Genomic DNA, 13,268 nt, shown 5'->3' with positions numbered 1-13,268 from the left:
AACAAGAGCATTTTTCAAGGAGGTGCAGCGAATTGAATCAGCAAGATTTATACATTTCCCTTGATATTGGGTCCTCCTCTGTCAAGGTATTAATAGGTGAAATGAGTGACGGGCAATTACATGTAATTGGCGTCGGAAATGTAAAGTCGAATGGAGTTCGAAAAGGTGCAATTGTTGATATTGATGCAACAGTACAATCTATTCGAAAAGCAATAGAACAGGCCGAACGAATGACTGGTTATCAAATCCATGAAGTCGTTTTAGGCGTTCCAGCTAACCAGACGATGTTACAGCTAGTTAAAGGTGTTGTCGCTGTAAATAGTGAAAATAGAGAAATTACAGATGATGATTTAGACAGAGTGGTAGAATCTGCACAAGTCATGTCAATACCTCCTGAACGTGAATTAGTTAACATCATTCCAAGACAGTTTATTGTGGACAACCTTGATGAAATTAAAGATCCTCGTGGTATGATTGGCATCCGTCTTGAAATGGATGCAACAATGATAACGACATCCAAAACGCTTTTACACAATGTTCTTCGCTGTGTTGAGCGAGCGGGTTTAAGTATACGAGAAATATATTTGCAGCCATTAGCATCAGGCTACTTTGCATTAACAGAAGATGAAAAAAACCAAGGAACTGCCTTTATTGACTTAGGTGGCGGATCTACAACAATTGCAGTTTTTGAAGAGGGATTATTAACGCATACGGGTGTCATACCAGTTGGTGGTGATCATATAACGAAAGATATTTCAATCGTTTTAAAAACACCAACAGAACAAGCAGAACAAATTAAACACCAGTTTGGACACGCCTTTTATGATGACGCATCAGATGACGAACTCTTTGAAGTGCCTGTCGTGGGTACAGATTCTACTGATCAGTACAGCCAACGTTATATATCGGAGATTATCGGTGCTAGATTAGAAGAATTACTAGAGTTAGTTATAGATGAATTAGCACGTTTAGGTGTTAGAGATTTACCAGGCGGTGTAGTTTTAACTGGTGGTGTTGCAAAGCTTGAGGGGATTGCCCAATTAGCACGTCAAATTCTACAAACGCGTGTTAGAATCTATACACCCGATTATATCGGTGTTAGAGAGCCTTCATTTGCGACGGCAGTTGGACTTATTCGTTACGCCTATTTAGAAGATGATTTTTACGGTAAAAGTACGAATACGCAGCCTGTTGAATATGCAGTTGTAGGGGCTCAACCAGCTATAAGCAAAAAGCAAGAGTATTCTGCACCTTCAGAACCAAAAGAAAGCGTAATTGGGAGAGCAAAAAAATTATTTGATAAGTTTTTTGATTAACTAGAATGCGTAATGAATGATACAGAGTCGAGTTACCGTGGGAGGAAAAAGAGATGTTAGAATTTGATACAAGTGTTGATGAACTTGCAGTAATAAAGGTCATAGGTGTTGGTGGCGGCGGTAACAACGCTGTCAATCGAATGATAGAACATGGTGTACAAGGTGTTGACTTTATCGCAGTTAACACGGATGCTCAGGCATTAAATTTATCCAAAGCGGAAGTAAGGCTACAAATTGGGGCTAAATTAACGCGTGGATTAGGTGCAGGTGCAAATCCAGAAGTAGGAAAAAAAGCTGCTGAAGAGAGCAGAGAACAGCTAGAAGAGGTTTTACGAGGCGCCGATATGGTATTCGTGACTGCTGGTATGGGCGGCGGAACGGGTACTGGGGCAGCTCCAGTGATTGCACAAATTGCACGTGAATTGGGAGCCCTAACAGTAGGTGTTGTCACACGTCCATTTACTTTTGAAGGTCGTAAACGTCAAACACAAGCAATCGGTGGAATTGGCGGAATGAAAGAAGCAGTAGATACACTGATTGTGATACCAAACGACAAGCTACTACAAATAGTTGATAAATCAACACCAATGTTAGAAGCCTTTAGAGAAGCCGATAATGTATTACGTCAAGGTGTACAAGGTATTTCAGATTTAATTGCTACACCTGGTCTTATTAACTTAGACTTTGCTGACGTGAAAACGATTATGTCCAACAAAGGTTCAGCTTTAATGGGAATTGGTATTGCAACAGGTGAAAACAGAGCTTCTGAGGCTGCAAAGAAAGCTATTTCAAGTCCATTGCTTGAATCATCCATTGATGGTGCTAAAGGTGTCCTTATGAACATTACAGGTGGTTCAAATCTTAGCTTATTTGAAGTACAAGAAGCAGCAGATATCGTAGCTTCTGCATCAGATGAAGAGGTAAATATGATTTTCGGTTCTGTAATTAATGAAAATCTTAAAGATGAAATCATTGTTACAGTTATTGCGACAGGCTTCACAGAGGAAGCTTTACAGCAACAACGACCTACAGCAAAACCGACACTTAATATGAACAGACAATCTGCTCCACAGCAACAAGCACCTATTCGTGAACAACGACAAGAAATGCATGTTCAACATGAGCAGCCACGTCAAAATCAGCAAAATTATGCACAGGATGACATGCTTGAGGTTCCGGCATTTTTACGTAACCGCAAAAATCGTGGTTAATTAACTTCTAAAAAGCTCGTATTTTACATATGTAAAATACGAGCTTTTTATATTGTCTGCCATGATGTTCAAATGTGTAAGGAAACCATGTTTTTTGTCAAAACATTTTTAGGAAATGATGCGATTGTTTGACAATATTTGTGGGAGTAACGTGCTAACTTTGTAAGTAGGAGGCGGCTGTTATGTATGGAGAATGGCTGGTGCTCATTAATACGCTTTTTAATCTAGCGATACTCACGTTTACGGCAAGAGTAACAGGAGTCCTTGTAAAAAATTCAAGATTATTAATGAGTTCTATTTGTAGTAGTTTTGTAGCTGTCATTGGCGGTCAAATGCTGTGGACGACAATTCTTAGTTTTATATTGTTAATTGGTATAGCGTTTCACTTTAAGATTCGAAGCTTTCAGAAGCAAGGACCTATTGTGTTAACAGCAACGATCGTTATTGGCGGATTGTTAACAGCACTACAACCTTTTTTAAAAAATCTTTCTTCCACCCATTTCATTATGATTTGCTTTTTGCTTGCAGTTTTAAATCTTATTGCATTTTATAAGCAATGGGGTTTTGTAAAGTTAGAACGCTTAAGTGGTCAATTTGTATTTGATACAACTTTAACAATCTTTGGGGCAAAGATACCACTTTCTGCCTTTGTAGATACAGGAAATCAAGCCATTGAGCCATTATCAGGAAAGCCGGTTCATTTTGTTTCCTATACTGCTTTGAGACCACATTTACCTTCAGCGTTCCGGGAATCATTAATGGAATGGCAAGAAACAGATCCGTACAATGTATCTATGTTTTCAGAAGATTATCAGCGTTATATACGATTTATTCATGTCAATACAGTACAGCAGCAAACCGTTGTCCTTGGTTTTCGCTTTGATGAGTGGCATATAAAGGGGGAGCCTTCGCAAGTGAAAATGAATGAATATATCGTATTAACCAAAAAAGCTAAAAATTTTCCACATAGCACAGCAGCAATTTTACATTTTTCAGCGCTTTCAAATAACTCATAGAGGGGGAGAACTATTGCTTCTTAGGCTACTTGCTAGCTTGAAAAAATTATGGAGTAAGTTTCGGAGTCGTGAAACGTACTATATAGGGGGAAATGATTCATTGCCAGTGCCATTAAGTCGAGAAGAAGAAGTTACAGTCATTGCATCCTTTATGAATGGTGATTTACGAGCTAGAGACACACTAATTGAACGTAATTTACGTCTTGTTGTTTATATTGCTAGACGTTTTGATAATACGGGAACGCCAATCGAAGACTTAATCAGTATTGGCTCCATTGGTTTAATAAAAGCAATTGAGACGTTCAATACGGATAAAAATATTAAGCTTGCAACATACGCATCACGCTGTATTGAAAATGAAATTTTAATGCATTTACGAAAAACAAGTCGTATGAAGGGTGAAGTATCCTTAGATGAGCCACTAAATTCTGATGCAGATGGAAATGAATTATTACTGTCAGATATTTTAGGAACAGAAGAGCATATTATTTTAGATAATGTGGAGAAAAAAATTGAACGTCAGCATATGTTCCACGCTATTAATTTACTAGGTGCGCGTGAACGTTATATTATGGAATGTCGCTTTGGTCTCAATGGAAAAGTTGAAATGACACAAAAAGAAGTTGCAGATCATTTAGGCATATCGCAATCATATATTTCCCGTTTAGAAAAGAAAATTATTCAAGATTTACGTGAAAATTTAAATCAACCAATTTCTTAGAAAGGGAAATTTATCCTACCTAAAATTGGTCGCAGCTTTTGTGCATATTCTTGTTTCTCTCGGACAAACTGATGTCACGGTTTAGTCAGAGAATAACATCCGGAGGAATCGAATATGCGAACAAAAGTAGATCTTTGCGGCTTAGATACATCGACTTTGCCAATTCTAAAGCACGAGGAAATGAAGGAACTCTTTATCCGATTACAAGCTGGAGAAACAGAGATTAGAGAAGAGCTTGTGATGTGCAATTTAAGGTTAGTGCTTAGTATTGTCGGTAGATTTGCCTATAGAGGTGAACAGGCAGATGATTTATTTCAAGTAGGCTGTATTGGCCTCATGAAAGCCATTGATCATTTTGATTTAAAGCATAATGTACGATTTTCGACATATGCTGTACCAATGATTATTGGTGAAATTCGTCGCCATCTGCGTGATCATCATGCATTACGTGTATCTCGCTCTCTAAGAGATATAGCTTATAAGGCAATGCAGGCAAAAGAGCAATGGATAACCGATAATTTGCGAGAACCAACGATTGAAGAAATTGCCGAGATGATTGACATGAAAAAGGAAGACGTTTTATTTGCTTTAGATGCCATTCAAGATCCAGTTTCATTACAGGAACCCATTTATTCAGATGGCGGAGATGCTGTTTATATGATGGACCAATTACGTGATGATGATGTATCAGAAGATCAATGGGTTGCCTATGTGTCGGTAAAGGAAAGCTTGCAAAAGCTAGATGAACGTCAGCAAATGATCGTTGCCAAACGATTTTATTATGGAGAGACCCAAACTGAGATTGCCAAAGAACTTGGGATTTCTCAAGCACAAATTTCACGTCTTGAAAAAAATGCAATTGAAACAATGCAAAAAGATTACAAATAAAAAAATGCGCATCGTATAATTCGGTGCGCATTTTATCTTCATTCAATGAACAAATGATACATAAATATAAAGTAACAGCAAAGTTTGATGGTAGTAGAAATGTTTATACGAAAGTAAACAATAGAGGAGGTATGTCATTGCGTTTTTCGATGTTACAACAAAAAGAAGTCATTGAAGCAGGAAATGGACGATTTATAGGCTTTGTCATAGATGCTGAAGTATCAAAAGAAACAGGCTATGTGACAGCATTTTTGATTGCAGAGCCTCGCAAATATCTTGGTTTTTTTAAAGGTGAAGAGTCTGTGAGAAAAGTGTATATGAAGGATGTGCTTGTTGTTGGTAAGGATGTCATTTTAGTCAAAGCCCTTTCCTAAGACATAGGCACATTAAAATTGTGAGAATTGTATGCTGACATAGGTCAGGCTATTCATTGATAAATCAAGCATTGCTTGTTACAATAAAAGAAACTATTGTTGTAAAGTTGGGAAAAACAGTGACAAAAATCTTAACAAATTTAAACAAACTAAATGATTTAATAACAGCAGCAGAAAAAAAAGGGAATCGTGAGGGCGAAAAAGTCCAAATAATTGCCGTGACGAAGGAAGTTTCTGTTGAAAGAACACAAGAAGCAATTGAAGCAGGGCTCACTCATTTAGGAGAAAACAGACCAGAGGGCTTACATCGTAAAATTACTGAGATACATGCTGATGTTCATTGGCATTACATTGGGTCGCTTCAAACACGTAAAGTAAAACAAGTGATTAACAGCATTGATTATTTACACTCCTTAGATCGTTTGAGTTTGGCAGAAGAAATTGAAAAAAGAGCCGAACAACCTGTTAAATGTTTTGTACAAGTAAATATTTCTGGTGAAGAATCAAAACATGGTTTAACTATCGAAGAAGTTTTGCCTTTTGTAGAAGCATTAAAAGGTTTTACTAAGATTCAAGTTGTAGGTTTAATGACTATGGCACCAAACACCGAAAACGAAGCAATTATTCGCTCTGTTTTCAAGCAATTAAAACAATGTCAACAGCAAATAGCCGAGCAAGGATTCGCACACGCACCTTGTACCGAGTTATCAATGGGCATGTCTAATGACTTTGAAATTGCGGTAGAGGAAGGGGCTACTTTTGTTCGAGTCGGAACGGCTCTTGTTGGAAATGAAAGAGGGGAACAGGATGAGCATGAAAAATAAGATTAAAAACTTCTTTTACCTTGAAGAAGAATTAGAAGAAGAAATCACGCAAGCTCCTATTCAGCAACAACAACCCATACAACAACAGCAACCGATTCATTCAGTTAAGCCAAAAAAAATGATGAAAGAACGCAAAGCACCTATTCATGAAATCATGCCACAAAGCACAGCAACTCCTAATAACATTGTCAGTTTGCAGGCAGCTATGAGTTCTAAGGGAGCAAAAGTTGTTTTAATAGAACCGAGAGTTTATGCAGAAGCACAAGATATCGCAGAGCATTTAAAAAATAAACGTGCAACAATTGTCAATTTGCAACGTATCGAAAGAGAACAAGGTAAACGCATTATTGATTTTTTAAGTGGCACAGTCTATGCTCTTGCTGGAGATATTCAACGTATCGGTAAAGATATCTTCCTTTGTACGCCAGATAATGTAGAAGTGACTGGTGAAATTACAAACTTTATTTTAGACGATAATTAATAGCGAGGATTGTAGTTTATATGACTTTTTTTATTATACTTGGTTATGTATCATTAGCATTTAAGATTTACTCATTCATGCTAATTGCATATATCTTAATGTCTTGGGTGCCTGCCGCTCAAAATTCAGCAATTGGTCGCATGCTTGAAAAAGTTTGTGAGCCATATTTAGGGATTTTTAGGAAATTCATTCCGCCTCTTGGTATGATTGATATTTCGCCAATTGTGGCCATCTTTATGCTGAATTTTATAGAAAGAGGGCTTTATATAGTCATTCAGAAAATATATTTTATGTTCGCTTAGAAGTAAATCCTCACGTTTTGGTGGGGATTTTTTATTTATTTTAATTTTCTATGCTACTAAAGCGACTAATAAAAAATTTTAAAACAATGACGTCCAAACGTCATTAATTGGGAATACTAAGTTTCCAACTAACAAAGCAAAATGGAACTAGTGAAAGAGGAGACAACAAGATGGAACACTTAATCCAGCATTTTCGAAAAGATGAACAGCCCTTTATTGAACAGGTAATAAGCTGGCAGCGTGAGGTTGAAGATCGTTATGCGCCTAAGCTGACAGATTTTCTTGATCCAAGACAACGTTTTATTGTGACATCGATTATCGGGCAAAATGATACCCTAAAAACTGCATGCACAGGTTTATTTGAAGAGGCGGAGAGGCAGCGTATGCTTATTTTTCCTACTTACTATGAAGCAACAGAAGAAGACTTTCAGTTAGTGGCCTTTACGATTCAATATCCAGTGAAATTTGTCCAATTACGACATCCTGATGTTTTAGGTGCGTTGCTTTCATTAGGTTTAAATCGTGGCAAATTTGGTGATATTCGTGTAAATGATCAGCAGGTGCAATTCGTTGTAGCTCAAGAGGTAGCAGAATATGTTCGGTTACATTTAACAGGTATTGGTAAAGTTAAGGTGCATATTGAGTCTTTAAAAGAAGCGGATTCCCTTATTGTAAATGAGGAAGAATGGTTGGAGGAATCTCATACAGTATCTTCCATGCGCTTAGATGTAATTATAGCGACTGTATTAAATGTATCACGCCAAAAAGCTCAAGCTTTAATTACTGGGAAAAAAGTTCGTGTAAATTGGACAGAAAGAGATACAGTTGCTTTTGAATTACAAGAGGGAGATATTTTATCGATACGTGGAAGTGGTCGGGTGAAAATTATTATGACTGAAGGCCGAACAAAAAAAGATAAAATCCGTCTTCAAGTCGGTCGATTGGCCCAAAAAAGCTGAAAGTGAAGCAAATTTCATTAATTTTTACTGCTAAGTTGTCGGAACAATTGTATAATAGGAATTACGAATGTACATGTAAAGGAGAGAAGGATTGTATGCCATTATCACCTATTGATATACATAATAAGGAGTTTACAAAAGCCTTCAGAGGTTATGCTGAAGATGAAGTAAATGAATTTTTAGATCAGATTATTAAAGACTATGAAATTCTGCTTCGTGAAAAAAAAGAGGTTGATAAGCAATTAGAGATGGCTTTAGAACAAGCGAGACATTTCAACACCTTAGAAGAAACTTTGCAGAAGTCTATTGTCGTTGCACAAGAAGCGGCTGATGAAGTGAGAAGAAATTCTCAAAAAGAGGCAAAGCTCATTGTAAAAGAAGCTGAAAAAAATGCTGATCGAATTGTCAATGAAGCTTTGACGAAGGCTCGTAAGGTGACGATTGAAATTGATGAGCTTAAAAAGCAATCTAAGGTATTTCGTAATCGTTTCAAGATGCTTGTAGAAGCACAGCTGGATTTACTTAATGCAGATGACTGGGATCATTTGCTGCAATATGATATCGATTTAACAGAAATTCAAGCATCTGTTGAAGAAGCACAGGATTCTGAGGATATTTAACTTTTCTTTTTAATTGCTGTAATTGACAAATGAAACTTGACGCGATTGTTTGAATTTCATATACTTTGTAATAGTAATTATTTTGAACAGATATGCATAAAAGCAGAGACGAAGACAGTATTTGTTAGGCGTTGTTAAGCGATTTGGGGACAGTGAGAGCCCAAACATACAACTAGCATTGAACATCACTTCTGAGCTAAATAACTGAAAAAAGTAGGTTATTTCGTGATGCACGACGTTAAACGTGCTTTTAAGAGGTAGTGCAAATTTTTGTACTACAATTAGGGTGGTACCGCGAGTAGAAGCTTCTCGTCCCTTAGTGGGATTGAGGGCTTTTTTTGTTTGTTTCCGAATCGTTTTAGATAATTTTGCCAATAACTGTCTTATGAGAAAAATGTCTACCTGTTTGTGTAAAATAAAGGAGGAATTTTAATGGTTGAATACAAAGATACTTTATTAATGCCAAAAACAGATTTCCCAATGCGTGGAAATTTACCGGCAAATGAGCCAAAAATGCAAGAAAAATGGAATGGCATGGATATTAACAAATTACAGATGGAGCGTACGGAAGGTCGACCAGAATTTGTTCTACATGATGGTCCTCCCTATGCAAATGGTGATATCCATATAGGCCATGCTCTAAATAAAGTATTGAAGGATATGATTACACGTCATCGCTCCATGACTGGCTACCATGTCAATTATATTCCAGGTTGGGATACACATGGTTTACCAATTGAGCAAGCATTGACTAACAAAGGTGTAAAACGTAAAGAAATGTCAGTAGCAGCATTCCGCCAACTTTGTGAAGAGTATGCTTATGAGCAAATTGACAATCAACGTGCCCAATTCCGCCGTCTAGGCATTCGAGGTGATTGGGAAAATCCATATATTACATTAAAGCCTGAGTTTGAAGCTCGTCAAATTGAAGTATTCGGTAAAATGGCGGAAAAAGGTTATATCTATAAAGGGTTAAAGCCGGTTTATTGGTCTCCTTCTTCTGAATCTGCTTTGGCGGAAGCTGAAATTGAATATAAGGACATCAAATCTCCATCCATTTATGTAAGCTTTGCAATTAAGGATGCGAAGGGTGTTGTTCCAGCAGATGCTAAATTTATCATTTGGACAACAACACCATGGACATTACCAGCAAACTTAGGAATTTCTTTGAATCCTGAATTTATCTATGTAGTAGTTGCAGTGGCTAATAAAAAATTCATCATTGCCAAAGAGTTATTAGAGTCAGTGGCAACTACGCTTGGATGGGTAGACTATGAGGTTGTACAAGAGGTAAAAGGAGAGGCATTAGATCGTATTGTAGCACAACATCCATTCTACGATCGTGAATCGCTTATTATGGTAGGTGAACACGTAACTGCTGAAGCGGGTACAGGTTGTGTTCATACAGCCCCAGGGCATGGTGAAGACGATTATCATATTGGTAAACAGTACGGTTTAGGTATTCTTAGCCCTCTTGATAATAGTGGCTGTTATACAGATGAAGCACCTGGCTTTGAAGGCGTGTTTTATAATGATGCGAATAAACTCGTCACAGAAAAACTAAAAGAAGTAGGAGCGTTAGAAAAGCTTGATTTCTTTACGCACTCCTATCCACATGACTGGCGTACGAAAAAGCCTGTTATTTATCGTGCGACACCACAATGGTTTGCATCTGTTGAAGCATTCCGTGGGGAGTTATTAGAGGCTGTAAAAGCAACAGCATTTACACCAGCTTGGGGAGAAACTCGTCTTTATAATATGATTCGTGATCGTGGAGACTGGGTAATTTCACGTCAACGTGCGTGGGGTGTGCCGATTCCGATTTTCTATGCTGAAAATGGTGAACCTATTATTACACCTGAAACAATTAGTCATGTCTCAGCATTATTCCGTGAGAATGGATCAAATATTTGGTTCCAAAAAACAGCAAAAGAGTTATTACCAGAAGGCTTTACACATCCAGGTAGCCCGAACGGCGAATTTACAAAAGAAAATGATATTATGGATGTATGGTTTGATTCAGGTTCATCACACCAAGGTGTACTAGTAGAACGTGGTATGAAATATCCAGCTGATCTCTATTTAGAGGGTTCTGACCAACATCGTGGTTGGTTTAATTCCTCTCTTATTACATCTGTAGCTATTAACGGCTATGCACCATACAAAGGACTTTTAACACATGGTTTTGTACTTGATGGTGAAGGACGTAAAATGAGTAAATCTTTAGGGAATGTGATTATTCCGCAAAAAGTAATGGATCAGTATGGAGCAGACATACTTCGTTTATGGGTTGCTTCTGTTGATTATACAGCAGATGTGCGCATCTCTATGGATATGTTAAAGCAAGTATCTGAAGTGTATCGTAAAATTCGTAATACTTTCCGTTTCTTACACGGCAATATTGCTGATTTCGATCCTACGAAAGATCGTGTAAGTTATGCTGAGCTTCGTGAAATGGATCAATATGTGTATATGCGCTTACAGGATGTCTTAAAAACTGTGCGTGCTGCCTATGATCGCTATGATTTTGCTGCTGTCTATCATGTAGTCAATAATTTCGTTGCTGTAGAGTTATCTTCATTCTATCTTGATATTGCCAAAGACGTAGTCTATATCGAGGGTCATGACAATAAGGATCGTCGTGCGATGCAAACAGTTATTTATGATACATTGATGACATTAGTAAAAATCATGACACCAATTATCCCACATACAACAGATGAAATGTGGTCTTATCTACATGCTCAAGGTATTGTAGAAGAAGTTTCTGTTCAATTAACAGATTTCCCAGAGGTAGATGTTCAAGCGAATTTTGAGAGCATACGTACAAAATGGGAAAAAATTATTGATGTACGCGATGATATTTTAAAAGCATTAGAGGAAGCACGTAATGCGAAAACAATTGGTAAATCACTTGAAGCAAAAGTCACTGTCTACGCGAAAGAAGATGTTGTCGCATTATTGAACGATGCCAACATTGACTTTGCACAACTTTCCATCGTTTCAGCTTTTGAGGTAGCTGCTATCGAGGAGGCACCTGCTGAAGCTTTAACACTTGAGCATGTTTCCATTGTTGTTGAGAAGGCTACAGGTGAGAAATGTGAGCGTTGCTGGTCAATTTCTGAAACAGTTGGTTCAAATGAAGCACAACCTACAGTATGTGCTCGCTGTGCAGAAGTTGTAGAAAAGTATTACGTTTAATCTATAAATAACAAGAATCTGCATTTAAATGTAGAGGATGTGCAAGTCTCCTTGTTGGAGGCTTGCTTTTTTCATGGAAGTTTTGCAGATTCTTTTCCATTATTTAAATAAAATTTCTGTCGTATTGCGATAGTCTGTTGGAGATATACCTACATATTTTTTAAAAGTTAAACTATAGTAATTTGGTGTATTGAAGCCACAGGTGGAGGAGATTTTTTCTATGGTGTAGTCGTACTTGCGTAAAAAAGGTAAGGTTTTGATAATGCGTGTATAAGCAACATAGTCAACAAAATTGCGACCTGTTTCTTTTTTAAATAGTCTACTAAAATGAGTTGGGCTAAAGTTAATATATTTTGCAACATCACGAATGGTCAGTTGTTCGTCGTAATGTTCTTCAATATACTGAATAGCTTTTTGCAGCTGCTCATGCTTTGTTAAATCTTCGTAATATCGGATGTGTATATTATGGATAGGTGGTTTTCTACGTGCTTTTCTAGCCTGGCTATAGGATTCCTTCACTTGCATAGCATCCTGAAATACACCTCCAACCCCCATAAAAAGATGAATAGAACAATCCCTTTTTAGGGTCTCGATAACCTCTAATAAACAGGCTTCACCCTCAGTCCAATGTTTGAAAGAGTTGTAATCAGTAGGAATTCGCATGAGAAGTAATAAATAGCGTTCAAAATGTAAAAAGGATAATGAGGCCTTCTCAGCAAAGTGCTGACGAAAAACTGTTGTAATACTACTACTTGCATCATGTGGGACAGCTTTCTTATTAGCCCCATCAATATAGCCTTGAATTAAAAATACAATATTAGGTATACAGTTTGTCGATAAAAATGAAGCAGATTGTATTATTTCTTGTTCATTGTCAATTTCTCCACGGATCAGGCGTTTTAAAAATGCTTCCCTAAATGGAGAGGTATGTTGTTGGGATACTTGTTGTGATAGCTCAAGCATTGTAAGTGTACTCGCCTTTTTTTCCTGATAGGACGTATACAGCTTTTTTACAATTCGTAAAAATTTTGATTTTTGTAATGGTTTTATGAGAAGTGCAGGTAAAGCTAATTCAATTGCTATACCAGTCGAGTAGGTAAGGTGTTCTGTAACAAACGGGACAATAATACTATTAGGATAATTTCTTTTTAATCGATTAATCTTTACCCAATCAAATAACCGATTGACTTCATAGACAATAATGACCTCATCTTCTGGCTTTGGCACTTTACATTCCTCTAAAGCGTTTGGTAAAACCTCTTTTAACCATTCACTCATTTGCTGCTTGTCAAATGAGCTTTCCATATACCATACCACCTTTAAAATGCTACCAGCCCCCTACGAATAAAAAGATA

13 protein-coding genes and 1 other annotated feature are annotated in these 13,268 nt (G+C 37.2%); of the genes, 12 read left to right on the top strand and 1 reads right to left on the bottom strand.

The features are described 5' to 3' along the window. Positions 1-32 precede the first annotated feature (32 nt). From ftsA to ileS, 12 genes are all read left to right on the top strand, one after another. Entirely contained in the window at positions 33-1,316 is a 1,284-nt protein-coding gene (ftsA, locus tag AAJG31_RS08960) for a cell division protein FtsA (RefSeq protein ID WP_004224856.1), read from the top strand. 53 nt (positions 1,317-1,369) lie between these two features. Beyond that, a complete protein-coding gene (ftsZ, locus tag AAJG31_RS08955) occupies positions 1,370-2,527 on the top strand; it encodes a cell division protein FtsZ (protein WP_004224858.1) in 1,158 nt (385 codons plus the stop codon). Positions 2,528-2,709: 182 nt separating this feature from the next. Beyond that, positions 2,710-3,543, top strand: coding sequence for a sigma-E processing peptidase SpoIIGA (locus AAJG31_RS08950; RefSeq protein WP_054549862.1), 834 nt, complete (start codon positions 2,710-2,712; stop codon positions 3,541-3,543). A 13-nt stretch (positions 3,544-3,556) separates the two neighbouring features. After that, positions 3,557-4,264: an RNA polymerase sporulation sigma factor SigE gene (gene sigE / locus AAJG31_RS08945; protein ID WP_009373518.1), complete on the top strand. Its 708-nt coding sequence runs from the start codon at positions 3,557-3,559 to the stop codon at positions 4,262-4,264. 114 nt (positions 4,265-4,378) lie between these two features. Next, positions 4,379-5,152 (top strand): RNA polymerase sporulation sigma factor SigG, encoded by a 774-nt coding sequence (gene sigG, locus AAJG31_RS08940; RefSeq protein WP_004227313.1) that lies wholly within the window; start codon positions 4,379-4,381, stop codon positions 5,150-5,152. Positions 5,153-5,283: 131 nt separating this feature from the next. Beyond that, positions 5,284-5,526 (top strand): YlmC/YmxH family sporulation protein, encoded by a 243-nt coding sequence (locus tag AAJG31_RS08935; RefSeq protein ID WP_225340754.1) that lies wholly within the window; start codon positions 5,284-5,286, stop codon positions 5,524-5,526. Between the two features lie 119 nt (positions 5,527-5,645). After that, positions 5,646-6,350, top strand: coding sequence for a YggS family pyridoxal phosphate-dependent enzyme (locus AAJG31_RS08930; protein WP_054549893.1), 705 nt, complete (start codon positions 5,646-5,648; stop codon positions 6,348-6,350). Next, a complete protein-coding gene (locus tag AAJG31_RS08925; RefSeq protein ID WP_004227319.1) occupies positions 6,334-6,831 on the top strand; it encodes a cell division protein SepF in 498 nt (165 codons plus the stop codon). The genes AAJG31_RS08930 and AAJG31_RS08925 overlap by 17 nt, the downstream gene beginning before the upstream one ends. 20 nt (positions 6,832-6,851) lie before the next feature. Further along, complete coding sequence (locus AAJG31_RS08920) at positions 6,852-7,133, top strand: YggT family protein (protein WP_004227322.1); 282 nt, start codon at positions 6,852-6,854, stop codon at positions 7,131-7,133. 170 nt (positions 7,134-7,303) lie between these two features. Then, positions 7,304-8,092 (top strand): RNA-binding protein, encoded by a 789-nt coding sequence (locus tag AAJG31_RS08915; protein ID WP_066037187.1) that lies wholly within the window; start codon positions 7,304-7,306, stop codon positions 8,090-8,092. 95 nt (positions 8,093-8,187) lie between these two features. Further along, positions 8,188-8,712, top strand: coding sequence for a DivIVA domain-containing protein (locus tag AAJG31_RS08910; protein WP_004227329.1), 525 nt, complete (start codon positions 8,188-8,190; stop codon positions 8,710-8,712). Positions 8,713-8,808: 96 nt separating this feature from the next. Beyond that, positions 8,809-9,032: a binding site (T-box leader), on the top strand. 112 nt (positions 9,033-9,144) lie between these two features. Next, a complete protein-coding gene (ileS, locus tag AAJG31_RS08905) occupies positions 9,145-11,913 on the top strand; it encodes an isoleucine--tRNA ligase (protein WP_259950988.1) in 2,769 nt (922 codons plus the stop codon). 99 nt (positions 11,914-12,012) lie between these two features. On the opposite strand, the gene AAJG31_RS08900 is transcribed toward ileS, so the two are convergent. Beyond that, positions 12,013-13,218 (bottom strand): AraC family transcriptional regulator, encoded by a 1,206-nt coding sequence (locus AAJG31_RS08900; RefSeq protein ID WP_048394644.1) that lies wholly within the window; start codon positions 13,216-13,218, stop codon positions 12,013-12,015. Positions 13,219-13,268: the final 50 nt, after the last annotated feature.

It is taken from the genome of Lysinibacillus sp. BS3 (assembly GCF_039614735.1).
GTDB lineage: Bacteria > Bacillota > Bacilli > Bacillales_A > Planococcaceae > Lysinibacillus > Lysinibacillus capsici.
This window is presented reverse-complemented; position numbering and strand designations above follow the sequence as displayed.

Coding starts and splice junctions, on each gene's coding strand:
- ftsZ (WP_004224858.1), top strand. CDS start 1,370: ATGTTAGAATTTGATACAAGTGTTGATGAACTTGCAGTAATAAAGGTC.
- AAJG31_RS08950 (WP_054549862.1), top strand. CDS start 2,710: ATGTATGGAGAATGGCTGGTGCTCATTAATACGCTTTTTAATCTAGCG.
- sigG (WP_004227313.1), top strand. CDS start 4,379: ATGCGAACAAAAGTAGATCTTTGCGGCTTAGATACATCGACTTTGCCA.
- AAJG31_RS08935 (WP_225340754.1), top strand. CDS start 5,284: ATGTCATTGCGTTTTTCGATGTTACAACAAAAAGAAGTCATTGAAGCA.
- AAJG31_RS08925 (WP_004227319.1), top strand. CDS start 6,334: ATGAGCATGAAAAATAAGATTAAAAACTTCTTTTACCTTGAAGAAGAA.
- AAJG31_RS08920 (WP_004227322.1), top strand. CDS start 6,852: ATGACTTTTTTTATTATACTTGGTTATGTATCATTAGCATTTAAGATT.
- AAJG31_RS08915 (WP_066037187.1), top strand. CDS start 7,304: ATGGAACACTTAATCCAGCATTTTCGAAAAGATGAACAGCCCTTTATT.
- AAJG31_RS08910 (WP_004227329.1), top strand. CDS start 8,188: ATGCCATTATCACCTATTGATATACATAATAAGGAGTTTACAAAAGCC.
- ileS (WP_259950988.1), top strand. CDS start 9,145: ATGGTTGAATACAAAGATACTTTATTAATGCCAAAAACAGATTTCCCA.
- AAJG31_RS08900 (WP_048394644.1), bottom strand. CDS start 13,218: ATGGAAAGCTCATTTGACAAGCAGCAAATGAGTGAATGGTTAAAAGAG.